This window comes from Bacillus nitroreducens (assembly GCF_964021195.1).
In genome coordinates, this window is sequence record NZ_CAXHYI020000003.1 from 93,578 (window position 1) to 117,655 (window position 24,078).

Sequence of the window (24,078 nt, forward strand, 5' to 3'; positions counted from 1 at the left end):
GCGATTTGGCACCTTTTCATTTCGAAACGATTAATAAATCGTTTGAAGTTCCTTATAATCTACAACCCCATCTTCTACGAGATGACAAGCTACTTTGTAATCTTCTCCGTGCACACTGTGAAGACTTGGTTCTTCCGTTTTACAACGCTCCATAGCATATGGACAACGAGTATGGAAGCGGCAACCAGCTGGTGGGTTAATTGGAGATGGGACATCTCCTTTTAAGATGATTCTTTCTTTTTTTTCTTCAATGTTCGTACTTGGAATCGCCGATAAAAGTGCTCTTGTATAAGGATGTTGTGGATTTTCAAATAATGATTTCTTGTCACCAATCTCAACAATCTTACCAAGGTACATGACGATAATTCGATCAGAGATATGACGTACAACACCTAAATCATGTGAAATAAATAAATAGGTTAGATTAAGTTTACGCTGTAAGTCCTTCAATAGGTTTAGTACCTGTGCTTGAATGGATACGTCAAGAGCAGAAACTGCCTCATCACAAATAATCAATTTAGGGTCTACTGACAATGCTCTAGCAATACCGATACGTTGTCTTTGACCTCCACTGAATTCATGTGGATAACGATCCATTTGGTGTGGACCAATTCCAACAGTCTCAAGAAGTTCTTTAATTTTTTGTCGTCTTTCATTTGGAGGAACAACATTTTGAATTTCTAGTGCCTCCTCCAAAATTTGACTAACCGTTTGTCTTGGATTTAATGAAGCATACGGATCTTGGAAAATAATTTGCAGGTCCTTACGTTTTTTACGCATTTCAGACTTACTTAATGATAGTAAATCTTTGCCTTCAAAACTAATTTCGCCACCGTATGGATTATCCAATCGAAGGATTGCCCTACCTGTTGTAGACTTACCACAACCAGATTCTCCAACAATACTTACAGTCTCCCCTTCATAGACGGAAAAACTAATATCATCAACCGCTTTTACATGATTGACAGTTCGACCAAATACTCCCCCTTTAATCGGGAAGTATTGCTTTAGATTTTTCACTTCTAATAATGGTTGTTTACTCATTTCCGCACGCCAACCTCCTCTTGTTTCTCCCATTGGTCTGTGTACATCCAACAACGAACCTGGTCACCAGCTTCATTAGAATCTAAGCTTGGTAACTGTGAATGGCAGATTTCTCTTGCATGCGGGCAACGTGGAGCAAATCTACAACCTTTTGGTAAATTAAATGGACTTGGTACTGAACCCTCGATTACAGCTAAATCGCCCTCATAATCTTGGTCATGCTTCGGAATTGAATTTAATAAACCGACCGTATACGGATGCTTTGGATTTGTAAAAAGCGTTTTTACATCTGTATATTCAACTACCTTACCACAATACATAACTGCGACCTTATCACACATTTCGGCCACTACACCTAAATCGTGTGTAATCATCATTAGGGATGTTCCAAGCTCACTTTGTAGCTTTTTAATCAACTCAAGAATCTGTGCTTGAATCGTTACATCAAGAGCAGTCGTTGGCTCGTCCGCTATTAACAATTCAGGATTACAAGCTAAGGCAATCGCAATCATTACACGCTGTCTCATACCGCCAGACAGTTCAAATGGATATTGACTAGCTCGTTTTTCTGGCGATGGAATACCAACTAAAGTAAGCATTTCCACTGCCTTTTCCCATGCATCTTTTTTATTTAACTTTTGATGGATTCGTATTGATTCAGCAATTTGTTCTCCACAAGTTAGTGTAGGATTTAATGATGTCATAGGTTCTTGGAAAATCATTGAGATATTATTTCCACGAATCCCCATCATTTCTTTTTTTGATTTATTTAAAAGATTTTCACCCTTGAAAAGTATTTCTCCACCGACAATTTTACCGATTGGTTCTTGTAGGAGACGGAGAATTGATAATGAAGTTATACTCTTTCCTGACCCTGATTCCCCAACAATACCAATTGATTTTCCTTTTTCGATTGAGAAATCTACTCCATCAACCGCCTTCACTTCTCCTTCATCCGTGAAGAATGATGTACGTAAATCCTTAACTTCAAGGATTTTTTCAGTATTTGATGTAGTCATCGTTTTTCACCGTCCCTGCTTCTAGTTTAAATCTACACGTTTATTTATTAATCGATACGTAATATCTACCAAGAAATTGACCATTACGAAAAGCACCGCACAGACAAGAATTGTACCTTGTACCATCGGAAAGTCATGAGCACGGATAGAGTCAATAATAAGTCGACCTAAACCGTTAATTGCAAATACCGTTTCTGTAACAATTGCTCCACCTAATAAACCACCAAATTGTAAACCAACAACAGTTACAACAGGAATTAAGGCATTGCGAAGAGCATGTTTATAGATGACAAGTTTATCACTTACACCTTTAGCATAAGCTGTACGGATATAGTCCTGGTTAATAACTTCTAGCATACTTGAACGAGTCATACGGGCAATAATTGCAGCTCCACCAGTTCCTAAGGTGATTGCTGGTAAAATCATATGCTGCCAAGTTCCCCATCCTGCAACAGGTAATACACCTAGGTTTACTGCAAAGAAATAGATTAATAGAATTCCTAGCCAGAAGTTAGGCATTGATAATCCAAATAATGCTGCAACCATGACCGAAACATCGATAAATGAATATTTTCTTGTTGCTGAAATAATACCAGCCACTAACCCAAAGAGTACCGATAACGCTGTTCCAATAAGGGCAAGCTGAACTGTAATCCCAAAACGTTGGTCAAAAATTTCACTAACTACATCACGGTTCGTTCTAATAGATGTACCTAGATCACCTTGAATCGCATTTCCTACATAACGAAAATACTGTTCATACAAGGGATCATTTAATCCTAAATTTTCACGCATTTGTTCCACTTGGGCTGGATCAGCACCTTCACCAGCCATAATACGAGCAGGATCACCAGGGATTAAGTGCATCATTAGAAAAACGGCTAATGTAACACCAATCATTACTGGAATAATCTGCAAGAGTCTTCTAACTGTATATATTAACAATGATTGTCACCATCCTTTGTGTTATTTATTTGATTTCGGATCTAATGCGTCTCTTAACCCGTCTCCAAATAAGTTAAATCCAACTACTACTAATAAGATTGCAATTCCAGGGAACAAAGTGAGATGTGGTGCATATGAAACATACGAACGACCTTCACTTAACATCGTCCCCCACTCTGGAGCAGGTGGTGGTGTACCCATTCCTAAGAATGATAGAGCACTTGCTGTTATAATTGCAGACGCTATGTAAAGCGTAGCTTGTACAATAATTGGCGAGAGAATGTTAGGTAGGATGTGTTTAAAAATGATCCTAAAATCAGTCGCTCCCATCGCTTTTATTGCATCGATATATTCCAATTTCTTAACTGTCAATGTTGACCCACGCACAATTCTAGCAAAGGTTGGTACAGCAAAAAATGCAACTGCGATAATAACATTTGTTGTACTTGAACCTAACACACTAACGATAGCTAATGCTAATAATATCCCTGGAAATGCTAGAAGGACGTCACATATTCTCATAATTAATGAATCTACCCATCTACCATAATACCCAGAAACAACACCTAAAATGATACCGACGATTGCTCCTAAGATTGTTGATAAAATTCCAACAATTAATGATATTCTTGCCCCATATAAGATACGACTTAAAATATCACGACCCAAATCATCGGTTCCAAGCCAATGTTCAGACGAAGGTGTAAGTAATTTATTTTTAATATTTGGTAGGTTGGGATCATGCGGTGCAATTAATGGAGCAAAGATTGCGAGAATTATAAATACAAATACAATTATCGCACCTGCAATAGCCGCCTTATTCTTTGCAAGCTTCTTATAGAAAGCAGACCAACGTGCCGGTCGAGTCTTTTCTACTTCTACAAAAGCTCCGTTCGGTTGAAGCTGTGGTGAACTCATTCATTTCTCATCCTTTCAGTTTATCAGTCCATTTTTTGATATTGTAATATAGTTTTTATATTCGCAGTTTTTATTATCATATCAAAATGTTTTCAGGTGTTACAATAGTTTATTTTTCTAATTACACTTTTAATAGTTTAACGGATTAAACCGCTAAAATAAAGGGATTTATCTATCTAAATATTCTAATTAGTCATAATCGAGTAAACCCTTCCAATTATTATCACTTAAAAAATTTAATTATAATTTTTACACTTAAAAATATTTTTTGAAAATTATTATTGATTATTTACAATTTCTTTATTATCATAAATCATTGTAGGCCAAGCTTACATACAATCCATAGAGGGGGAATACTCAATGAAGACAAAAAAGAATCTATTTCTTATGCTTCTACTTTCATTAGTATTAGCACTTGCTGCTTGTAGTGGCGATAATAATTCTTCAGATGAAGAAAATAAAGATTCTGATAAACCTGCGGCAACTGAAGGTGGAGATCTTGTATATGTAACACCTGCAGACGCACCTACACTTGACCCACATGGTGTCAACGATACCGCATCAAACAATGCGACATCACAAATTTTTGAGCGTCTAACAGATTTTGATAAAGACGGTAACATTGTTCCTTTATTAGCTACTGAATTCAATGCAGTAGATGACACAACTTGGGAATTCAAACTGCGTGAAGGTGTTAAGTTCCATGATGGAACTGACTTTAATGCTGAAGCTGTTAAAGCATCACTAGACCGCATTTTAGACCCTGAGTTTGCATCACCAAAAATCGTTGTTGTTAACATGATTTCAGAGGTTGAAGTTGTAGATGAGTACACTGTACACATTAAAACTGAAAAACCTTTTGCTCCACTTCCAGCTCACTTAGCACATAATGCTGGATCAATTATTGCTCCTTCAGCAATTGAAGAAGAAAACAATGGTGGTAAAAAAGTAACTGAAAACCCAATTGGTACAGGCCCTTTCAAACTTGAGAAATGGAATACTGGAGACAGCATTGAGTTTGTTAAGTTTGAAGATTATTGGGGAGAAAAAGCAAAAGCAGACACTCTTACTTTCAAGGTTGTTCCTGACCAATCAACTCGTGTAGCAATGATCGAAACAGGTGAAGCACACGCGCTATTACTTGGATCTTCAGACGTTAAACGTGTTGAAGCAATGCAAGGTGTTGAACTTGACCGTGTAAGCAGTACACGTATGGACTACCTAGGTTTTAACATGCAAAAAGAACCTTTTGACAACGAAAAAGTTCGTCAAGCAATTGCAATGGCAGTTAACAAAGAAGACATTGTAGATGGTATCTTAGATGGACAAGGACTTGCAGCTATTGGACCATTAGCTCCAACAGTTGTTGGAAACTCTCAAGAATTAGAACCACTAGAACATGATGTTGAAGAAGCTAAAAAATTATTAGCTGAAGCTGGTTTCCCTGATGGCTTCAAGACAACTCTTCAAGTTAACACAGGTAATGCAGAACGCGAAAATATTGCAAAATTAATCCAAGCTCAATTAGCACCAATTGGAATTGAAGTTGAAATTGACCTTATCGAGTGGGGAACTTTCTTAGAGAAAACTGCAGCTGGTGAACATGAGTTATTCATTCTTGGATGGACTACAGTTACTGGTGATGCGGATTACGGCTTATATGCTCTATTCCACTCTAGTATGTTTGGTGAAGCAGGAAACCGTTCTTTCTATAAGAATGATCGTGTTGACGAATTACTAGATTTAGCTCGTACTGAAACTGACCAAGAAAAACGTAACGAAGCTTACAAAGAAATTTCTGAAATCCTAATCAAAGAATCTCCAATGGTTTACCTACAACACCCTGATTTCGTTCATGCTATGAACGGTATCGATGGACTATTTGTAAACTCTAGTGGAACTCCATTCTTCAAGGATGTAGTAATTACAAAATAAGCTTAATAGTTATAAGCACCCTCTACTGTTGTAGAGGGTGCTTTTTTTGAGTGGTTTCGACTTTGTACGACCTCACTCCTGATTTGCGTCCTCGCTCTCGATTTGCGTCCAGGTAGACGGAATTGTGCCTTGCCTTCAAGTAGAAATATGTCTATACTCACGTAAATTATTTCCATGGAAATACAAAAAAAGACACGGTTTTACATACCGTGTCTACTACTCTAATTTCCTTGTTCCACTACAATTTGTTTTTCATCCATTTTTGTGAAAACAAGTCTCATGATCACTGTTACTGCAAATGCTAATATACTAAAACTTATAAACGGTGCTAATCCTGGAATATAAGAAATTAATAGATAAAAGAGAACGTGAATCACAATAATAGTAATCATATGAAACGGAAAACTAAAAATAGTATACAACGTCATTTTATAGAAAGAGCGTAATTTTAAATCAAAATGTGCATATATCGGTATCGCAATCATAAAACCTATGCAATAGAATATGAGCACAATGAATAAAACGATAGTTAGAATGGCATGCAATAAGCTTTCTTGACTTTGAAAGAGTTTAAAATAAAAATAAAATATCATACCGATTAAAACGAACGAATAGAAATAAAGATTAGATTTAATAAATTCTTTTTTATAGGTATTCCACATAAATGAAAAGACTGGGACATCTGTATTTCCTGATAACCATTTGCGAATTATTGAATACATGGCGTTTGTTGCAGGGAATAATCCAACTATTCCTACTCCTAGTAAGGTAAATAACCCCCATAGAAGTTGGACATAGGCTAATTGGACGAGCCAATTTAGAAACTCCATAAAACGAAATATACCTCTTGATTCTCCCATCATATCACCTTCTTAACAATGTAAAAAAGCAGCAGTTTAATATCTAAATCCTTACTAAAATGTATAAAACATTTTAGTAAGGAGGGACTTGATCATGTCTGCTGGACTACTCTTTAATCGAACCAACCACTGCACCCTTTTTAAAATGTTTTTGTAAGAACGGATAAAGGATGACGATAGGTAATGTTGAGAAAATGATGGTTGCATAGATGATAGTCTCTTGTGAGTAAATACCTGCATTAACAATCGAGAATTGCTGTTCAATGTTCATTTCAATAATAAGTTTTTGTAATAAAACTTGCAGAGGTATCTTATTTTCATCCTTTAATAGAACCATTGCCCAGAAATAACCATTCCATCTTGAAACTCCGTAAAATAAACCAATCGTTATTAGAGCAGGCTTTGTCAAAGGCAGAATAATCTTCCAAAGAATTTGCCAATCATTTGCTCCATCCATCTTAGCCGATTCCTCTAAAGATTCAGGCAAGGATTGAAAAAATGTTCGTAAGATAAATACATTAAATGTACTAAGTGCAAATCCAATAATGATCCCCGTTCGTGTATCGAGAAGATTCAATCCGACAAAATTTAAATAAGTTGGAACCATCCCCGCATTAAACCACATCGTTAAGGCGATAAAGAATGCAATGAATCCCTTCCCCTTCAAGTCACGTTTTGACAATGGATAAGCACCACATATGGTAAAAAATAAACTTACAGCAACACCCACAACTGTGTAAAAAATTGTATTCCCAAAGGCTATCCAAATACCTGGGTGCGTAAACACTTGCTTATATGATTCAATATTAAAGTCCACTGGCCATAACCAGACACTACCTTCTGCAATAGCTTTACCAGAACTGAATGATGCTGAAAAAACATAGACAAAAGGATAAAAACAAAGAATGGCTAAAATACCTAGAAGTATATAATTAGTAGTCACAAATATGCGATCTTTTCCTGTGAGTTTCAGTTTAAGTCACCTACCATAAACCATTATTGGTTAGTTTTTTACTTAACTTATTTGCCCCAATTACCAAAATAAGGCCGACAACTGCATTAAATAAATCGGCTACGGTTGCGATATCATATTGACCATTTTGAAGCCCGGCTCTATAAACATATGTACTTATTACATCTGCAGTTTCATAAGTAGATGGCTGATATAATAAAATGATAGCTTCATAACCCACACTTAATATATTTCCAATATTTAAAATTAGCATAATCATGATTGTTGGCAGGATGGAGGGGATTGTAATGTGGAACATCTGCTTGATTCGACTTGCACCATCCATCGTTGCTGCTTCATATAGTGAAGGATTAACCCCTGCGATTGCTGCAATATAAACAATTGCGGTATAGCCAATAGTTTTCCAAATCTCCATTGTTAAAATGTATATTGTCCGAAAATATTCAGGCTGTGTTAAGAAATAAATCCGTTCAAAACCAAGCTTTTCGATAAACATGTTTACTACACCCGTAGATGGGGATAAAAAGTTAATTACGATTCCAACAACAACGACAGTTGAAACAAAGTAAGGAAGATAGGTAAGCGTTTGTACAGTACTTCTAAAATATTTATTTTTCACCTCATTTAACAATAGTGCTAACAGAATGGGCGCTGGGAATGCAAAAATTAATCCATAGATGCCAATCAATAATGTATTTCTAAACGTTCTCCAAAAGTAATCGCCACCAAAGAAGTCGATGAAATTTTTAAAGCCAACAAATTCACTTCCAGCAATCCCTTTAAAAACACTGTAATCTTGAAAAGCAATGATTAACCCCATCATTGGTTTGTATTGAAAAAGAATATACCAAGTAATAAACGGGATAAGCAAAAGATAGAGTATCTTATATTTCTTAAAACTTAGTTTCCAGTCTTCAATATTTGCTTGAAATTTTGATTTCTCTTGTAATGGCTTCTTCGACTTAACCATTTCAACATTAGACGCCAAATAATATGCCTCCTTTTGTATTATTAGATTTTGAAAAAATAAGGGCAGCTTAAACCCAATTTGGAATGGCTGCCCTTAGTACTTTTTTAACGTTTATAAGCTTTATTTTGAATTTCTAAATATTTCTCAGCACCCATTTTTATTAATTGTTCTCTAAATGCAGGGTAGTCTTTTTCAACATCTGATGCACCTAGAATCCATTTTTGTAGATTTTCATCGATATACGTTTCTATAGAAGTTCTTATGGAGTTACTTTCTTCTTGTTCCTCAGGGCTAAAGGATAGTAAAGGATAATCATCTTCTTTATCGATAAAATATCCATTTTCCTCATACAGTTCCATACCTTCGAAAGCTATTGGATCTACCCATTGCTCTTCATACGCAAAATCCTGTTTGAAGCCAATCTCCATTTGTACTCCGTATGTAGACTTTAAATAGTCAGCTACGTTTCCAGCCGTTAAAATTTCATCTGTAAATGTTGGTTTTCCGTCAACCATTGTGTAAGTATCACCTTCAACACCAAAGTTCATTAGTGTTCTACCTTCTTCTGTGAACCAGAAATCAAAATACTTAATGGTTTCAACTGGATTTTCATTACTATGGGCAATTCCCCATCCAACGCTTCCCACTGGATCTCTCAATGACTCTTCAAATTTTTCACCTTTTGTATTTGTTGGAGGTGCGAATGGCTTGAAAGCAAATCCTTGAATTTGATCTTTATAGAGGGCATTAACACCTGCTGTACTACCAAACCAGTCATGGGCTGCCCCCAATGTATCATTTCCAGCTAATTCAATAATTGAATTTTTTCCACGTGTGAAGATTTCTTGGTCTATAAGGCCTTCTTTATACCATTTTGCTAAATTCTTTACTGCAATCGGATATTCCTCTTCCAATGGTCCATATTTAATTTCCCCATCCTTCAAGAAAGCTCCATCATATGCTCCCCATAGATACATTAAATCAGTGAAGTATTCAATTCCTCTACTTCCTCCCCTTGATGCATAAGGGATTTCATCTGCCTTTCCGTTACCATTTGGATCCTGTGTTTTAAATGCTTTCAAAACATTGTAATAGTCTTCTGTTGTTTCGGGTACTTCCAGATTTAATTTCTCCAGCCAATCATAACGGATGTACCAACCTTTTTCAGGATTACCGTCTCGAATAAAAGGAATGGTATAAATATTTCCATCGGTTGAAGTTACATATTTCTTCGCTTCAGGGTTTTCTTCAAATGCCTTTTTGATATTTGGTGCATGTTCTTCGATTAGATCATTTAATGGGATAAATGCACCTTCTGCCCCAAATTGATTTAGATTTTGAACACTTGAATGAACGATATCAGGTATATCACCTGAAGCCATCATTAAGTTAAATACCTCATTACTGTCTGTTGCATTTTTTGAAGCCGTTCCTTTTAATGTGACGTTTGTCTTATTAGCAGCTTCCTTAAATACCAGCCACTCATCATCAAATATGTATTTATCTGCGTAGTGAAGATGAATGGATAATTCAAGTGGATCCTTGCTAACAAATGTTCCTTCCGTCTCATTCTTTGAATCAGAAGGTGCTGTTACTTCCTTTGTATCCTCTTTGCTACATCCAAATGCAATCAGTGCTACCGCCACTAGCAAGAATAGTAATTGCAATCGTTTCTTCATACCCCATACCCCTCTTCTTATTTTATTTAATCCATTTTGTACGTAACGAGTCTTAGACCACCACCTTCTATATAGAAATCTGATAAACTCTAAACCTCTCTTTAAAACGCTTACATATTAATTCGATACGTTATCTTCTCGATAACTTACCAATAATGTAAATTTTCCAATCTAAAATGACAATCATCATTTCTTTCAATCATCTACAAAACTTACGAAATGCAATATTCACTTATTTTGTAATCTTCATTTCTTCTTTTTTGAAAAATTATTGATAGGTTAATGAACGATTGCAGTCCAAAATAAAGAAAAAATGTACCGTATTATAGATCGGTACATTTTTCATTTATATTTTTTTCATATTGTCCTGGAGAAAGACCTACATATTTTTTAAATAACCTAATAAATGTATTTACATTATTATACCCAACCAATAATGCGACTTGATTCACCATGATATCGTTAGATGAGAGGATTTCTTTTGCTTTTTGTATCCGATACCTGTTTAGAAATTCTTTAAAATTCGTTCCTGTATACGCTTTAAAAATGGTACTTATATAACTTGTTGACAACTGGAACTTATCCGATAAATCATTTAAAGAGATATCCGATGTATAGTTTTGTTGAATATAGTCAACTAATTGATTACCAATCGATTTGTCTTCAGTTTCTTCTTTTTCGAACTCTTTGAAAACTAAGTTAAAAATATCATATATCCTGTTTTCAAGTTCCTCTTTATCACTAAATTCTAAGAGTTCATTATATAAATCAATTTCATTTTTAAATAAGTCCTTTTCCGCTTTGTTTACATGATGTAAAATACGATTCACTGTCCCCACTATTGCCAACACAAATTGTGAAAGAAGTTGTTTATTTAGATTTCGTTTTTGCAGATTCTCTTGCACGATGTTTTTAAGAATAGAAACTGCTTTTTCTTTTTTTCCTCCCAGGGTTAATTGGATAAGATCCACTTCAGCGTCCATCGGATAAAAATAACCGTCATGTTCAATATCTTCGAGAACTTTCATTGTTAAAATCGTATTCTTATCAAACACATATTGATATTCCAAGAGGTTTCTTGCTTGATTATAGGCTTGTTCGATTTGATGCACTGAAGTAACAGGGTTCGCAACAGCCATTACAATGTTTGATCGAATCTCATCTTCTACTTGATTCATCATTTCCTCGATGACATCTTTCACCTGATTTACATCCTTTACCTTCACAAAGATTGCTATTTTTTCCGAATCCAGTTCAATTACTTCACAAATCAAATTATGATTCGTAATAAATTCCTTTAGAAAGTTAATTGCATGTGATTTTAATTTATTAATTCCATCTTGAGATAACTTTTCTTTTACGTCACCGTTCTTTCGAATACTTAAAAGGATTAAGGTAATCTCTGTTTGTAGAACATCCAAGTTTAGTTGCTCGATAATTTCAGAGATTGACTCTTTATGAGCAATCCCCAAGAGTAACTCCCTTAAGAATTTCACTTTAAGTGATAATTTACTCTCCTCTATTGTTTCTTGGAGCTGTTCATTAATCGATTTGATTTTTACAGTTTTATGATGAATAAATGAGAATTCATCATCAGTATCGAGGTCTTGTCCTTCTCTCAAAATACCTACAATATTTTTTACTGGTCGATAGATATAATTTGCGATCAAAAATGTTAACAGTACACCGATCACAAGTAACCCCAATAATATGGAAATTGATTGAATTAGCTCCATACCAGAAATGGGATGTTCAATTTTGCTTGGTACGATATAAAGATAACGCCAATCCCTCATGATCTCTGAGCCAATCGAATGAACAGTATAATTGGATACATCATACGTAATGTGCGAGGGGTCCAGTTCGTTTTTTGCGCTTATCAAGTTTACGGCATCAGAGGCAAATATAGTTTTACTTGTTTTCTCATTAAAGGACGTATCTTTCATCAGAATTTGATTATCTGCAAGGATGGCAATTCCATCTCCTATCAAATTATTTCTCTGTTCAAGAAGTAAGTCATTATGATGGAATGTAACAAAAATTAACGTATTTCCATTTCCCACTCTGGACTTTTTTACAAATGTTAAATTTTGATCTTTCGTCTTTGTAACAAGCGGATAAGTCTCAATCATACTTATCCAGGTATTATCATCAATAAACGATTGAAGCTCTTTTAAATTTTGACGATTTAGTCCTAATTCCTTGTAATAATCTTCTCGATTAATTGTATAGTTTGGAGTAATGACAATATCACTATTCGTTTTCATTACACCTATGTTAAATTGATAATTTGCATATACGGTAGAATCTTTACGAAGTTCTTTAAATACTTCATTCATGTAATAATAGTTCAATCTCTCGTTCTTATTCAAACTATACTGGATAAAATCTTCACTAGATTGAAGCTGAATAATTCCACTTAAAGCAGCTTGAATCCGTTTATCCATTGCTTTTTGTACTTGAACTAGCATCATCTTGTGGTTGTTTCGCCGTTCTTGATCCTTTAATTGATCATTTTTAAAAAAGTAAACACCTGTCACACCAACTGTATAAACGAGTATGATGATTAAAAACGAAAAAAACAATAGCCTAAAAAAGTTTTTCTTTTTCATACTCTCTCCCTCTTTTTTTTCTAAACAGGAAATTTGTTTGATTTTTTAGAAATCTTTATCTATTCATTATAAATCTTATTTTTGAATTTTCAATATTAAATAGAACACACCGTATGCACAACCATTATCAGGGCATAATTTTTAGACAAAAAAAGACATGGAATGTTGAATCCCATGTCTTTTCTCTTTAATTATCTAGTTGTTGAACCTGGAACAGGTTAAAGTAATTTCCCTTACTGCTCATCAGTTCTGCATGTGTACCTATCTCTACAATTTCTCCATGTTCAATTAAGACAATTTTATCCGCATGTGTAATCGTAGATAGACGGTGCGCCACGATAAACGTAGTTCGATTTTTCGCCAGTTCCTCAAGTGATTCCTGAATGAGGTGTTCACTTTCAAGATCTAATGCGGAAGTAGCCTCATCCCATATTAATAGTGGTGGATTTTTTAAAAACACTCGTGCGATTGCAATACGCTGTTTTTGACCACCTGAAAGTTTTACTCCTCTTTCGCCAACCTTAGTATCATAACCTTGTGGAAGTTTTTCAATAAATTCATGGGCATTGGCAGCTTTAGCTGCTTCAATAATTTCTTCATCTGTAGCATCTGGCTTTCCAAGAAGGATATTATGTTTTACAGATTCACTGAATAAAAAGGTGTCCTGAAGAACCATTCCAATTTTGTCACGGAGTGTTCGAACTTTATAGGAACGTATGTCAGTTCCATCTAGTAATATCCTTCCTCCAGTCACATCATAAAATCTTGGTATTAAACTCACCAGTGTAGATTTTCCTCCACCGCTCATCCCAACTAAGGCAACTGTTTCTCCGCTTTGTATATGTAGGTTGATATTTTTCAATACCGCTTGATCTTTTTCATGATCTCCGTAGGAAAAAGAGACATTTTCAAAGCTCACGTTTCCTGCTACATTTTTACATTCAACCGCATTTGGTTTGTCCTCAATATCATATTTCTCATCGACAAATTCAAATACTCGGTCCATTGATGCAAGGGCTTGTGTTAATGTTGTTGATGAATTTACAAGTCGCCTTAAAGGATTATACAATCGATCAATATAAGCGACAAAAGCGACAAGTGTTCCCACTGTTAAATTCCCTTGTATTACCTGGTAACCCGCAAATCCGATTACTAGTAACGGTGCAAGGTCCGTTATCGTATTAACAACGGCAAAGGTTTTCGCATTCCAGCTTGTATGATCTAATGCCTTCTTTAGGAAATTACTGTTTTGTTTGTCAAATAACTTTTGTTCATGGTCTTCAATTGCAAAACTACGAATAACCGGTATCCCTTGAACACGTTCATGAAGATAGCCTTGCACCTCTGCAAGTGCTTGAGAACGAGCCCTTGTAAGGTGACGAAGTCTCCCGTAAAAATACTTAATTGAAAATCCATAGAGTGGAAACAAAATGATAGAAACGATTGTTAATTTCACATCAAGAGTCAACATAATGGCAATAGCGATAAAAATAGTAAATAGATCGAGCCATAAATTCATTAATCCTGTAATTACAAAAGTTTTTGTTTGTTCTACATCATGGATGACTCTTGAAATGACTTCACCAGCTCTAGTGTTCGCATAATATTTTAGACTCAGTTTTTGAATATGATCAAATAGCTGATCACGGATATCATATAAAATTTTACTACCAACCCATTGCGCATAATACTGGCGGAAATATTCCACAGGTGGCCGTAAGACTAGAAATATAAAAAACATGATACCCATCGCTATGTATAGCTTAGTTCGCTTTTCGTCCTGTGCAAGATCGGCTGCAATGACATCATCCAATATATATTTTAATAATAGTGGAGTGAGCATCGGAATTGTAAATTTAATAATACCAATTATGATTGTAATCAAGATTTGAAACCAGTATGGTTTCACAAATTTCATATAACGTCTAGTACTCCCCAAATATCTGACCTTCTTTCAAATTGTGTTGCTTTGTACAAATTGAAAACCTGTTGCTTTAATTTCAACAGGTTTTTTGAGTAATTTGTTAACTTCGATAGGTTAAATAACGCTCATACCACATATCAATAAAGTCAGGTGCAAATGGACCCTTCCGTCCACGGATCCACTGGATTAGCTTGTCTACATTATTTTTTAAAATTTTATCAATTACATCAGGATAGTTCATTTCGCGACGATGCTTTTCGTATTCATCTTCATCTAATAGAATGAATGTCATATCTGGAAATACTTTGATATCCAAATCATAATCAATATATTTTAAAGCTTCATTATCGGTAATAAAGGGTGAGCTGATATTACAATAATAGTACACCCCATCCTCACGAATCATTCCAATAATATTAAACCAATAGCGCGCATGAAAATAACAGATAGCTGGTTCACGTGTAATCCAAGTCCGACCGTCCGATTCAGTCACCGTTGTCCGATCATTTCCTCCAATTACAAGACTTTGCGTACCTTTCAGTACTCTCGTTTCTTCCCAAACACGGTGGATATGACCATTATGTTTATAACTATGGATTTGTATTTTGTCTCCTTCCATGGGAATAACCATTCTCTCTCCCTACTTTCATTTTTGGGCAGCTTTGTCTTATACATTTCTAAATCTTTATGTTTTGTACAATACAGTGAATTAATTTACAGAACTCCCATATCGAAAGTATAAAAACAAAGAAAAACCTTTTTATACTATTATAACGGTTCAACTACTATTTTATCAAATTCGGCTTGACAAATTTTCGGCGGATTTTTAGGGCTCTGATGGAAGACAAAAAGATGTTGTCTCTCAAATGCTTCGTTTTGATTTAACTGTAAAATAACTTCAATTAAAAGACTTCCACCATAGAGGCTAATAAGGAAAATAAAAGAGCCACCGAAATTTCGATGACTCTGGTCACGATCCTTTATATTACACGGTTTGGTGGATTTTTCCTTTATAGGATCGGATGACTTCTTCGGTTTGTTGCTGGAATAAATCATGAATTTGAGCTAACTCTTCCTGCATTTGTTTGATCTCTTCTTTTAAAGTTTTAAGCTCTGTTTCTTTTTGAAGTTCCAAAATCTGCTTCTCTAATTCCTGGCATCTTTCAATTTCGGATTGAATGAAAAGTAACTTGTCCATAGTTTTTAACTGTTCACCAACAAGGTCATTAAAATTGCTCATCCTGTTATCCTCCTATTAGTGTATGAACCATTATTAATGTTATAACCTTATATTTCTGTAAATAGACCCATTTTCCTTTGTCTTTGTATGTAGAGTTATAGGAGGTTTTGTCAAAACAATAGGAGTAGACTTTCGGAGGAATATTTATTGATGATTTTCACCTTTAGAGTTTCTTTCTGACACATACAGTAGGTTGACCGTTCGCTCTGTCGCAATTTCTCCCTGTTTCTGACTTAAAACTATCGTCTGACCACTCACTCTGTCGCAATCCACCACTGTTTCTGACTCAAACAAATGGTCTGACCGCTCGCTCTGTCTCAATCATTGTAAAAAAGAATATAGTAAACTTAACTGAAGACATTATAGAAGTTAATACATGAAAACACTTCCAGCGGATGCATGGAAGTGTTTTCTGTTAAGTATTTGAGTCTAGTTTATATTAGCCTTGGCCTTTGTTAGCCTGAGACTGTTGGTTTTGACGTCTTACTTCTTGTGCGTTTGTTTCGCTAGCAAACTCAGTACCGTATTGACCTTGGCCTTGAGATTGAGCGTTTTGTTGTCTTACTTTTTGTACGTTAGTACCCGCTTGTGTTTTGTTTGGTTGTTTAGCCATTATTATCACCTCCACGACAATTAATTTGTCCCAGAAATGAATTAATTATCCCTAAAAAACATTATATATAATTACTTATTTTTAATGGATATTTTTTCAACGAATGGATAATCTTATTAATTGAACAAAGTGAAAATCAAAGGAGGGTAATTGAAGATGTATGCTGGTCGAGACATGACTCATTTATCAATGATCCCAAAATCTGAATGGAAGGAAAGTGAGCTTGCTTTTTTCCACCATTCCTTCCAACAAATTGTTCCATATCTGAATGCAGAGGGCAAATCCCTTCACAATGAAATTGTCCAAGAAATAGAAGCTAGAGGCGGTTTTCATCGTAACCATGACTACACAAGTGATATTCGTTTATCGTACGATAATCCATATTAGTAAAAAGAGCGCAATGTCCTTCTTATTGATGAAAATAGTAAGACAAGCACTAGCAGAAGGCACCATTTACCTTCCAGAGTGATTGACTTATGACCTTGAGGAATTTGCATCTGGAGCTAGACATTGAACCAACTTGCTTTAAGAATTTATACCTTCGTTTCAGTTAAATAGAAGCTTTCTCATTTTTCGAGAAAGCTTCTTAGAATTTTTTGATGGGAAACTGGAAAAGTATACTCTTCCAGTTCTTCTAGCGTGACTAACTTTAGATGGTCTGTTTGAGGGACAGTACCAGTAAGTTTTCCTTCGAATACTGTGATATTCCATATTAGGTGTGAGAACACATGCTGAATAGTTGTGAATGCCTGTCCAATATTTGCCTCTACCTTGTATTCACTTTTTAAAAATTCACTAAGTTGTTCTTTCGGAGTTTGAAGTTCTGTTATTGTTTCATGGTTAGGGAATTCCCATAGATTTGCTAACAATCCTTTTTCAGGCCGTTTATGAATTAAGAATTTACCGTCATCATTTTGTAAGACAACTGCTGCCATTGAAACTGCTGTTGGCGCCTTTTTCTTACTTTTTACAGGAAGTTCCTTCTGAACTCCTTCTGCAAAAGCCCTGCAATGCTCCTGTACTGGACACAATAAACATGCTGGGTTACTTGGAATACAAATTAATGCTCCCAACTCCATCAATGCTTGATTAAAAGCAGATGGATTTTCTTTAGAAATGATTTCTCTAACAATGTCTTCAAATAACTTTCGAGTTTTTGGTTTCGCTATATCATCCCAAACCGATAATATCCTTGAAAGAACACGCATCACATTTCCATCTACCGCTGGCTCTGGAATTCCATATGCGATGCTTAGAATGGCTCCAGTCGTATATGGCCCGATTCCTTTTAGGCTAGAAATTTCCTTAACTGTATTGGGGACTTTTCCATCATATACTTCTGTAACTTCCTTGACCGCAGAGTGAAGATTTCTTACCCTTGAGTAATAACCCAGTCCCTCCCACGCTTTGAGTACCTTTTCCTCATCTGCTTCAGCAAGATCCTTAACAGTCGGGAATTTTGAAACAAAATTATTAAAATACGGAATAACAGTGTCAACCCTCGTCTGCTGTAGCATAATTTCAGAAACCCATATTTTATAGGGATCTTGATCTTTTCTCCACGGAAGATCCCTCTGTTCTTTTTCAAACCATTCAATTAAATCTCTTTGAAATTCATCTATCTTAAATTTTTCTAACATTTTCATTTATTCATACCATTCCTTCTCCCCAGGTGTTAAAATATAAATAATTTATTTTCTAAAAGGGGCATCTCAGATTTTCACGCTGGTGACTTTTGAAATTATGATTGTTGGATACATTAATGATAAGACACGTATGGAAAAGGAGGTCTTAGTTTTTGGATACAGGCACACATGTGGTCATGGGTCTTGCCTTAGGTGGGATTGCCACACTAGATCCAGTTGTAACAGTTAATCCCGCTACAACACAAGCTGTAATTTTTGGTACATTAATTGGGTCACAGGCACCAGACCTTGATACCATACTTAAATTACGTAACAATGCTCATTATATAAAAAATCACAGAGGAATTACACATTCCATCCCAGCTGTGTTGCTGTGGCCAATATTGATATCGGGTGCACTTTTTTTCTTCTTCCCTGAAGCAAATCTTTTTCATCTATGGATGTGGACCTTTATCGGTGTTATACTTCACGTTTTTGTTGATATCTTCAATGCCTATGGAACACAGGCATTGCGACCTTTTTCACATAAATGGGTAGCATTAGGCGTCATTAATACGTTTGACCCTTTTATCTTCTTAATCCATTTAGTGGGAATTATTATATGGAAGCTCGGTTTGCACCCAGGTATTACTTTTTTCTCCGTATACGCCATCCTTTTTATTTATTATACCATTCGGTTTAGAATGAGAAATAAAGTAGAAACGGCCATTCGGAATAAAATTCATGAAAACATTAAGGAAGTTATCATTTCACCGACCTATCGGTTTAACCAATGGCATATTGCGGTTGTAACGGATAATTATTTTTATGTTGCTCGTGCTAAAGATAATGAGATTATCATACATGATCAATTTGCCAAGCGACCAATACCAGATACACCAGTCATAAATGCAGCTAAAAAAGATAGAAACTTGGCAGCTTTTCTTCATTTCTCTCCTGTTTTCCGCTGGGAAATAGACGAATATGATGATTATTATGAGGTTCGTTTTATTGACCTGAGATATCGAAGTAAAGGTCATTACCCATTTATTGCTGTCGTACAATTAGACCTCGATTTAAATATTGTTACATCTTATACAGGTTGGATATTTAGTGAAGAAAAACTGCGTAAAAAGTTAGAATTAGTTCCTAACTGACCTTTTACCCATAACAACGATTGTTATGGGTATTATTTTTTCCTATCCCATTTGGATTACCATTATTTCACGTCTTTCATTTTACATGATTAAAGGTGAAGAACACCATACTACTAATACGTGTTTAAGGGATGATCTACTCATCCTTTTTACACGATATCCAATTTTGCTTCTACAGGAGGTATTCGCATGCGAAACAAGAAACAAGGATTCCCTAACCAGAATCGTAACAAGTTTCAGGGTGAACCTAGAGCAAAAGCAGAATACGCTTCAACAAGAGCAGATGGTTCCATTAACACACATCCACAGGAAAGAATGAAAGCTTCAAGTGAACGAAACGATTTTTAATTCAGCTTAAAAAAGCAAAGATGACGACGTACTGCGCTTTTACGTAAGCAATCGTCTTTGTAAACCACTTAGGCGGGTAAAAAAATCGAATCGAGATGACCTTGGAGGTGCGTGTAATGGGTAAAAAAGGGTATAAAAGAAACGAATATAATAATCCTTTCCAACAAGCATGGGCGAATCCAAAACATGCTTGGGCACAGGTGAATGGAGAAACACGACGTACACAAAACCTCATTATATTGGAACACCAAACACGAAAACGGTCTTAAATGACAAAAACCAGAGAGTACTCGCTCTCTGGTTTTTATGAATCTTTTATAAGTAATGAAATCGGAAGTGCTTCTTCTTTATCTTCTTGCCCCACTCGATGCCCCCAAGCAAAAACTCCATTTATGTAGTTGATTTTAAAATGAGTACCAGGGTCTCCATCAATTTCATATATTTCATTAGGTTTAAAATCATTAGGATTTAATAAGTACGCTTTAGCCATTGCTGCCTTACGTTCTAGTACAGCTAGTTCATTTACAATCCCAAGCTGTTCTGCTTTTCTTGCTTGTTCTTTCAAGCCAGCTATTTCCTGTCTTAATTCAAATTCTGTCATTTGGCTATATCGCTTTTCTTGCATGTTAATTCTCTCCTTCCTTTATTTGATTGATAAACTTTTCAATCAAGTCTAATTCAAAACCTTTCCGGAATAATGTTTGTTTCATTTTTTGTTCATATTCCCAGCCTTCAAGTGTGTGATATTTACGATGGGCTTTCATTCCATGATGCTCGAGAGCTTTCCATTCATCACTAGGTTTCTTCTCAATAGTCGCTTCTTCCATCGCAATCTGAATGACATCCCATGTAAAGCCTTTCCTCTGAAGAGTTTGCTCAAGCTTTTGTTTTGTCTGGCGTTCAGATACTTTATTATTCTTTGGAATTGTTTTTGTAATAAGCTTCATACACTTTTCAATCTGCTCATCCATCGTAAAAAGCTCCAGACTTTTCAACAGTATATCTTGTTCGATTCCTTTTTCAATAAGCTCTTGTTTAATGATTTCAGGACCTTTTAATGTTGTATTGATTTGTGTTTGGACATACGCTTTCGCGAATTCTTCATCATTTATATATTTATAGCCCGCCAGCTTGTGAATGACGTCTGGAATAATCGGGGCATCTACTTCTTTTTTCTTAAGGTAATCCTTGACTTCTTTCGTCGAACGCATTCGATAAGATAAAAAATTTAAAGCCAAATTAAAGGCCTTTTTCACTTCATCTTCAAACTGTATTTCAGATATATCTAGATCATCAAGCTCCATTCCTTTTTTTAATTGAAAGGAAATAAGGACATCTTGATCTACACTAAACGCATATTCCTCACCCTTGCCATGATCAAGAAATATATTAAATCGCTCTTTATTTTTCTTTTGAGTTGTGATTTTTGCTATAATCGCCATTTGAATTACACCTCTCTATTATAGTAGCACAAGTAATTTAAAGGATATATGAAAAACGTATTGAATTATGTACAAAAAGAGAATGGAAAGGAAGAACTACATGAGGATTGCGATTACAGGTGGAACTGGATTTGTGGGGAAACATCTTACAGACTTTCTTTTAAGCAAACGACATGAGGTCTTTATTTTAACAAGGAACGCTGCGAAAAAAAGTCACCATCCCAACCTTCAATATATTGAGTGGCTTGGGACTAACAATGCGCCTGAAAACAAGTTAAAGGAAGTAGATGCAATCATTAATCTTGCTGGAGAATCATTAAATAGTGGACGTTGGACAGAAATTCGCAAAAAAAGAATCGTGGATAGCCGGCTGTCTGCAACAAAAGAAATCTTACGGATCATCGCAAGGCTCAAGAAAAAGCCTAAAGTGTTATTAAATGCAAGTGCGATTGGAATTTACGGTACTTCTACCACCCAGACTTTTACGGAATTTGATACACGACATGGAAATGATTTTCTAGCACAAACTGTTGTCGATTGGGAAATGGAAGCCAGCAAAGCAACTGACCTAGGTGTTAGAACGTGTTTCTTACGGCTAGGTGTTGTCTTAGGTGAAAAAGGCGGTGCTCTCTCACGCATGGTTCTCCCTTATCACTTTTTCATTGGAGGCACGATTGGTTCAGGGAAACAATGGCTTTCCTGGATTCATATTGATGATGTGATAAACGGTATTGATTTTCTTTTACAAAACGAAAATATAAGCGGACCTTTTAATTTCACCGCGCCAAATCCAATGCAAATGATGAACTTTGGAAAAACCATCGGAAAAGTCCTGAATAGACCACATTGGCTCCCAGTTCCTGATTTTGCATTAAAGCTTTTACTTGGTGAAATGAGCATTTTAGTATTGGAGGGACAAAGGGTATTACCTAAAAAACTTGAGAGCCACGGGTTTACTTTTACCTATGATTCCCTTGAGAAAGCACTCAGTCACATCTTAAAATGATGATTCGACATCATTCTCCATCATTCAAATAAAAGCGTCGAATTTACCAATAATTTGATACAAAATTTTCACAAAAAACCTATTTATTTTTACAAAAGTTTCGAGTATGATACCTAGAGTGAAGTAAAAAAACAAAACTACAATAACATAATACAAACTTAAATTTGGCTAATTTTAGTTAGCTAACTTTAGGGAAGGCAAATGGTGCGCCACCAGTTTCACTGGTTCTAGTGGGTTCGATTCCCACCCCGAAATTTTTTATATCATAGTGCGTGTTTAAAAAGTCGACAAACCTGAAGCAGGAAGATCAAGGTAACTCGCAGCTCGAAGACCAATATCGTATGCATTTTATACGTGAGGAACGGTAGAGAGCGAGTGACGCCGAGGTTCGCAGCTTATCATTTGGTGACTTTTTGACATCCTAACAAAAAATTTCGAGGGTAGATCGATATACCACAGGTCCGGTCTGTCCTCAGTTGGAGGGGAAACTGATGCTAAAAAAGCGTGAGCTACAGGATTGTCAGGCTCTTTATGACCTACTGGTGCACCCGGATGTCTTCCCATTTGTGCGTCAAAAGGCATATTCGTATGAAGAGTTTTTATTTATTACAAAGCAAACAATTGAGGCAGAAGAGCGTGGTGAATTGATTTCACGTACCATTTTAGATGAATGGGGCTCTCCTATTGGCACAATAAATTTATATGATATTGAAGAAAATGCTGGTTTCCTGGGGACCTGGCTTGGTAAGCCATATCATGGAAAAGGCTATAATCAAATTGCCAAGGATGCGTTTTTTACTGAACTCTTTTATGAACTTAACATTGAAACGATATTTATGAGGGTAAAGAAAGTTAACCTTCGCTCAACAAAGGCGGTAAGTAAACTTCCATTTGTCACCTTTGCGAATGAAACACGGAAATCATTACTCGATGAAATAAATGCAAATGGTGATATTTATAATCTTTTTGAAGTATCTAAAGACTTATATACGATGCACACCTTACGTGTTGGACATTCATCTGATGAAGAGCATTTAAAAGAGGCATAGATAAATATCCGTTTTCCAACAGCCTCCTGAAAAGTTAAAAAACCGATCAATTTCGCCAAAACGCAATTGATCGGTTTTTTGTTTGGATTTTTTTAGGTTGGATAAAATAATACTACATTACATAGAAAGTGAGGTATTTTCGATGGCGAAAGAGAAAAGACGGGATAAGACAAAAAGCACATTAAGTAGCATGCAGGAAGTTACTTATTCGCGGGAATTTAAAATGGCAGATCGTGCTGGCGGCTATACGAAAAAATAGACTCGACTTTCATACATATCAGTATCTTCCACTTATGAAGAAGGTTATCAAGGTCATCCTAATTATAGAGAGTGTTACAAATATGTAGCCTCTCCATTATTAAGTCGGGATGGTGTTGATAATGGGAAGATCTAGGGGACAAAAAACACGCGATAAAAACAAAGGGAGCTTACCTCAAGTTCCTAAAAATATGAAATCAGATGGTCGTGATGTCGAGTTTTCACGTGAACTTGCCGACCAGGATGACCTAGAAGCTCTAGCACGCTCAAACGCTGCAGATGCTCGTGCAAAAAAACGAAAAAAGAAATAAGACTTTCATTTCGAAACCGAAGGAAATCTCCTTCGGTTTTTTTATTGTTTAATCCTACCCTTATTTGATACTAAAAATAATTATGGAACGGTACTACCTTAACACGCATAGGATGGAACGATTACTCATTTTTTCATGGAGGTGAATGAA

Annotated in this window: 25 protein-coding genes; 9 read left to right on the forward strand and 16 right to left on the reverse strand. The window is 35.7% G+C overall.

Going from position 1 to position 24,078, the window contains the following annotated elements:
- Positions 1-30 precede the first annotated feature (30 nt).
- The 4 genes from ACWPVE_RS04370 to nikC are packed head-to-tail and all read right to left on the reverse strand — an operon-like array spanning position 31 to position 3,926.
- Positions 31-1,044, reverse strand: a complete 1,014-nt coding sequence (locus ACWPVE_RS04370; protein WP_453991028.1) for an ABC transporter ATP-binding protein — start codon at positions 1,042-1,044, stop codon at positions 31-33.
- Positions 1,041-2,063: an ABC transporter ATP-binding protein gene (locus tag ACWPVE_RS04375; RefSeq protein ID WP_453991030.1), complete on the reverse strand. Its 1,023-nt coding sequence runs from the start codon at positions 2,061-2,063 to the stop codon at positions 1,041-1,043. Before ACWPVE_RS04375 ends, ACWPVE_RS04370 begins: the two co-directional genes overlap by 4 nt.
- Positions 2,064-2,084: 21 nt before the next feature.
- On the reverse strand, positions 2,085-3,008 hold the full coding sequence (locus ACWPVE_RS04380; RefSeq protein WP_453991032.1) for an ABC transporter permease: 924 nt from the start codon (positions 3,006-3,008) through the stop codon (positions 2,085-2,087).
- Between the two features lie 21 nt (positions 3,009-3,029).
- Entirely contained in the window at positions 3,030-3,926 is an 897-nt protein-coding gene (gene nikC, locus ACWPVE_RS04385; RefSeq protein ID WP_453991034.1) for a nickel transporter permease, read from the reverse strand.
- A 360-nt stretch (positions 3,927-4,286) separates the two neighbouring features.
- On the opposite strand from nikC, the gene ACWPVE_RS04390 reads away from it, so the two are divergent.
- Positions 4,287-5,861, forward strand: a complete 1,575-nt coding sequence (locus ACWPVE_RS04390; RefSeq protein WP_453991036.1) for a glutathione ABC transporter substrate-binding protein — start codon at positions 4,287-4,289, stop codon at positions 5,859-5,861.
- 221 nt (positions 5,862-6,082) lie between these two features.
- Here the strand turns inward: ACWPVE_RS04390 and ACWPVE_RS04395 are convergent, their stop codons facing one another.
- From ACWPVE_RS04395 to ACWPVE_RS04435, 9 genes are all read right to left on the reverse strand, one after another.
- Positions 6,083-6,721 (reverse strand): YesL family protein, encoded by a 639-nt coding sequence (locus ACWPVE_RS04395; RefSeq protein ID WP_453991038.1) that lies wholly within the window; start codon positions 6,719-6,721, stop codon positions 6,083-6,085.
- A 106-nt stretch (positions 6,722-6,827) separates the two neighbouring features.
- Positions 6,828-7,664: a carbohydrate ABC transporter permease gene (locus tag ACWPVE_RS04400; RefSeq protein WP_453991040.1), complete on the reverse strand. Its 837-nt coding sequence runs from the start codon at positions 7,662-7,664 to the stop codon at positions 6,828-6,830.
- A 40-nt stretch (positions 7,665-7,704) separates the two neighbouring features.
- Entirely contained in the window at positions 7,705-8,682 is a 978-nt protein-coding gene (locus ACWPVE_RS04405; RefSeq protein WP_453991042.1) for an ABC transporter permease, read from the reverse strand.
- A gap of 86 nt (positions 8,683-8,768) precedes the next feature.
- Positions 8,769-10,343, reverse strand: coding sequence for an extracellular solute-binding protein (locus ACWPVE_RS04410; RefSeq protein ID WP_453991044.1), 1,575 nt, complete (start codon positions 10,341-10,343; stop codon positions 8,769-8,771).
- A 323-nt stretch (positions 10,344-10,666) separates the two neighbouring features.
- The gene (locus ACWPVE_RS04415) at positions 10,667-12,955 is read right to left on the reverse strand and encodes a helix-turn-helix transcriptional regulator (protein ID WP_453991047.1); all 2,289 of its coding nucleotides are present in this window, start codon (positions 12,953-12,955) and stop codon (positions 10,667-10,669) included.
- A gap of 187 nt (positions 12,956-13,142) precedes the next feature.
- The gene (locus tag ACWPVE_RS04420; RefSeq protein WP_453991049.1) at positions 13,143-14,894 is read right to left on the reverse strand and encodes an ABC transporter ATP-binding protein; all 1,752 of its coding nucleotides are present in this window, start codon (positions 14,892-14,894) and stop codon (positions 13,143-13,145) included.
- Between the two features lie 85 nt (positions 14,895-14,979).
- Positions 14,980-15,510, reverse strand: a complete 531-nt coding sequence (ntdP, locus tag ACWPVE_RS04425; RefSeq protein WP_453991051.1) for a nucleoside tri-diphosphate phosphatase — start codon at positions 15,508-15,510, stop codon at positions 14,980-14,982.
- A 354-nt stretch (positions 15,511-15,864) separates the two neighbouring features.
- A complete protein-coding gene (locus ACWPVE_RS04430) occupies positions 15,865-16,119 on the reverse strand; it encodes a YgaB family protein (protein WP_453991053.1) in 255 nt (84 codons plus the stop codon).
- 439 nt (positions 16,120-16,558) lie between these two features.
- The gene (locus ACWPVE_RS04435) at positions 16,559-16,732 is read right to left on the reverse strand and encodes a gamma-type small acid-soluble spore protein (RefSeq protein WP_453991055.1); all 174 of its coding nucleotides are present in this window, start codon (positions 16,730-16,732) and stop codon (positions 16,559-16,561) included.
- A 156-nt stretch (positions 16,733-16,888) separates the two neighbouring features.
- Here ACWPVE_RS04435 and ACWPVE_RS04440 point away from each other — a divergent pair, with 156 nt between their 5' ends.
- Positions 16,889-17,119 carry a cytosolic protein gene (locus ACWPVE_RS04440; RefSeq protein WP_453991057.1) on the forward strand — a complete coding sequence of 77 codons (231 nt, stop codon included), beginning with the start codon at positions 16,889-16,891 and terminating at the stop codon, positions 17,117-17,119.
- 179 nt (positions 17,120-17,298) lie between these two features.
- On the opposite strand, the gene mutY is transcribed toward ACWPVE_RS04440, so the two are convergent.
- On the reverse strand, positions 17,299-18,378 hold the full coding sequence (mutY, locus tag ACWPVE_RS04445) for an A/G-specific adenine glycosylase (RefSeq protein WP_453991059.1): 1,080 nt from the start codon (positions 18,376-18,378) through the stop codon (positions 17,299-17,301).
- A 152-nt stretch (positions 18,379-18,530) separates the two neighbouring features.
- Between mutY and ACWPVE_RS04450 the strand changes: the two genes are divergently transcribed.
- The 3 genes from ACWPVE_RS04450 to ACWPVE_RS04460 all read left to right on the forward strand — a co-directional run bounded on the left by ACWPVE_RS04450 (position 18,531) and on the right by ACWPVE_RS04460 (position 20,131).
- On the forward strand, positions 18,531-19,514 hold the full coding sequence (locus ACWPVE_RS04450) for a metal-dependent hydrolase (RefSeq protein WP_453991061.1): 984 nt from the start codon (positions 18,531-18,533) through the stop codon (positions 19,512-19,514).
- A 189-nt stretch (positions 19,515-19,703) separates the two neighbouring features.
- Entirely contained in the window at positions 19,704-19,862 is a 159-nt protein-coding gene (locus ACWPVE_RS04455) for a small, acid-soluble spore protein K (RefSeq protein WP_453991063.1), read from the forward strand.
- 116 nt (positions 19,863-19,978) lie between these two features.
- Complete coding sequence (locus ACWPVE_RS04460) at positions 19,979-20,131, forward strand: YpzG family protein (RefSeq protein ID WP_453991065.1); 153 nt, start codon at positions 19,979-19,981, stop codon at positions 20,129-20,131.
- 35 nt (positions 20,132-20,166) lie between these two features.
- Here the strand turns inward: ACWPVE_RS04460 and ACWPVE_RS04465 are convergent, their stop codons facing one another.
- Both ACWPVE_RS04465 and recX read right to left on the reverse strand, forming a co-directional pair.
- Complete coding sequence (locus ACWPVE_RS04465) at positions 20,167-20,487, reverse strand: YfhH family protein (RefSeq protein ID WP_453991067.1); 321 nt, start codon at positions 20,485-20,487, stop codon at positions 20,167-20,169.
- Between the two features lies 1 nt (position 20,488).
- Positions 20,489-21,304, reverse strand: a complete 816-nt coding sequence (gene recX, locus ACWPVE_RS04470; protein ID WP_453991069.1) for a recombination regulator RecX — start codon at positions 21,302-21,304, stop codon at positions 20,489-20,491.
- Between the two features lie 100 nt (positions 21,305-21,404).
- Between recX and ACWPVE_RS04475 the strand changes: the two genes are divergently transcribed.
- The 4 genes from ACWPVE_RS04475 to ACWPVE_RS04490 all read left to right on the forward strand — a co-directional run bounded on the left by ACWPVE_RS04475 (position 21,405) and on the right by ACWPVE_RS04490 (position 23,928).
- A complete protein-coding gene (locus ACWPVE_RS04475) occupies positions 21,405-22,310 on the forward strand; it encodes a TIGR01777 family oxidoreductase (RefSeq protein ID WP_453991071.1) in 906 nt (301 codons plus the stop codon).
- Positions 22,311-22,801: 491 nt separating this feature from the next.
- A complete protein-coding gene (locus tag ACWPVE_RS04480; RefSeq protein ID WP_453991073.1) occupies positions 22,802-23,359 on the forward strand; it encodes a GNAT family N-acetyltransferase in 558 nt (185 codons plus the stop codon).
- A gap of 142 nt (positions 23,360-23,501) precedes the next feature.
- Entirely contained in the window at positions 23,502-23,618 is a 117-nt protein-coding gene (locus tag ACWPVE_RS04485) for a YfhE family protein (protein ID WP_453991075.1), read from the forward strand.
- Positions 23,619-23,739: 121 nt separating this feature from the next.
- Positions 23,740-23,928, forward strand: coding sequence for a YfhD family protein (locus ACWPVE_RS04490; protein ID WP_309535690.1), 189 nt, complete (start codon positions 23,740-23,742; stop codon positions 23,926-23,928).
- The last annotated feature ends 150 nt before the right edge of the window (positions 23,929-24,078 follow it).

Excerpts from the sequence above, each read along its gene's own strand:
- ACWPVE_RS04390 (WP_453991036.1), top strand. The coding sequence starts at position 4,287 with ATGAAGACAAAAAAGAATCTATTTCTTATGCTTCTACTTTCATTAGTA.
- recX (WP_453991069.1), bottom strand. The coding sequence starts at position 21,304 with ATGGCGATTATAGCAAAAATCACAACTCAAAAGAAAAATAAAGAGCGA.
- ACWPVE_RS04415 (WP_453991047.1), bottom strand. The coding sequence starts at position 12,955 with ATGAAAAAGAAAAACTTTTTTAGGCTATTGTTTTTTTCGTTTTTAATC.
- ACWPVE_RS04490 (WP_309535690.1), top strand. The coding sequence starts at position 23,740 with ATGGGAAGATCTAGGGGACAAAAAACACGCGATAAAAACAAAGGGAGC.
- ACWPVE_RS04460 (WP_453991065.1), top strand. The coding sequence starts at position 19,979 with ATGGGTAAAAAAGGGTATAAAAGAAACGAATATAATAATCCTTTCCAA.
- ACWPVE_RS04440 (WP_453991057.1), top strand. The coding sequence starts at position 16,889 with ATGTATGCTGGTCGAGACATGACTCATTTATCAATGATCCCAAAATCT.
- ACWPVE_RS04485 (WP_453991075.1), top strand. The coding sequence starts at position 23,502 with ATGGCGAAAGAGAAAAGACGGGATAAGACAAAAAGCACATTAAGTAGC.
- ACWPVE_RS04455 (WP_453991063.1), top strand. The coding sequence starts at position 19,704 with ATGCGAAACAAGAAACAAGGATTCCCTAACCAGAATCGTAACAAGTTT.
- ACWPVE_RS04480 (WP_453991073.1), top strand. The coding sequence starts at position 22,802 with ATGCTAAAAAAGCGTGAGCTACAGGATTGTCAGGCTCTTTATGACCTA.
- ACWPVE_RS04410 (WP_453991044.1), bottom strand. The coding sequence starts at position 10,343 with ATGAAGAAACGATTGCAATTACTATTCTTGCTAGTGGCGGTAGCACTG.
- ACWPVE_RS04435 (WP_453991055.1), bottom strand. The coding sequence starts at position 16,732 with ATGGCTAAACAACCAAACAAAACACAAGCGGGTACTAACGTACAAAAA.
- ACWPVE_RS04375 (WP_453991030.1), bottom strand. The coding sequence starts at position 2,063 with ATGACTACATCAAATACTGAAAAAATCCTTGAAGTTAAGGATTTACGT.
- ACWPVE_RS04430 (WP_453991053.1), bottom strand. The coding sequence starts at position 16,119 with ATGAGCAATTTTAATGACCTTGTTGGTGAACAGTTAAAAACTATGGAC.
- ACWPVE_RS04370 (WP_453991028.1), bottom strand. The coding sequence starts at position 1,044 with ATGAGTAAACAACCATTATTAGAAGTGAAAAATCTAAAGCAATACTTC.
- ACWPVE_RS04465 (WP_453991067.1), bottom strand. The coding sequence starts at position 20,487 with ATGCAAGAAAAGCGATATAGCCAAATGACAGAATTTGAATTAAGACAG.
- mutY (WP_453991059.1), bottom strand. The coding sequence starts at position 18,378 with ATGAAAATGTTAGAAAAATTTAAGATAGATGAATTTCAAAGAGATTTA.
- ntdP (WP_453991051.1), bottom strand. The coding sequence starts at position 15,510 with ATGGTTATTCCCATGGAAGGAGACAAAATACAAATCCATAGTTATAAA.
- nikC (WP_453991034.1), bottom strand. The coding sequence starts at position 3,926 with ATGAGTTCACCACAGCTTCAACCGAACGGAGCTTTTGTAGAAGTAGAA.
- ACWPVE_RS04475 (WP_453991071.1), top strand. The coding sequence starts at position 21,405 with ATGAGGATTGCGATTACAGGTGGAACTGGATTTGTGGGGAAACATCTT.
- ACWPVE_RS04395 (WP_453991038.1), bottom strand. The coding sequence starts at position 6,721 with ATGGGAGAATCAAGAGGTATATTTCGTTTTATGGAGTTTCTAAATTGG.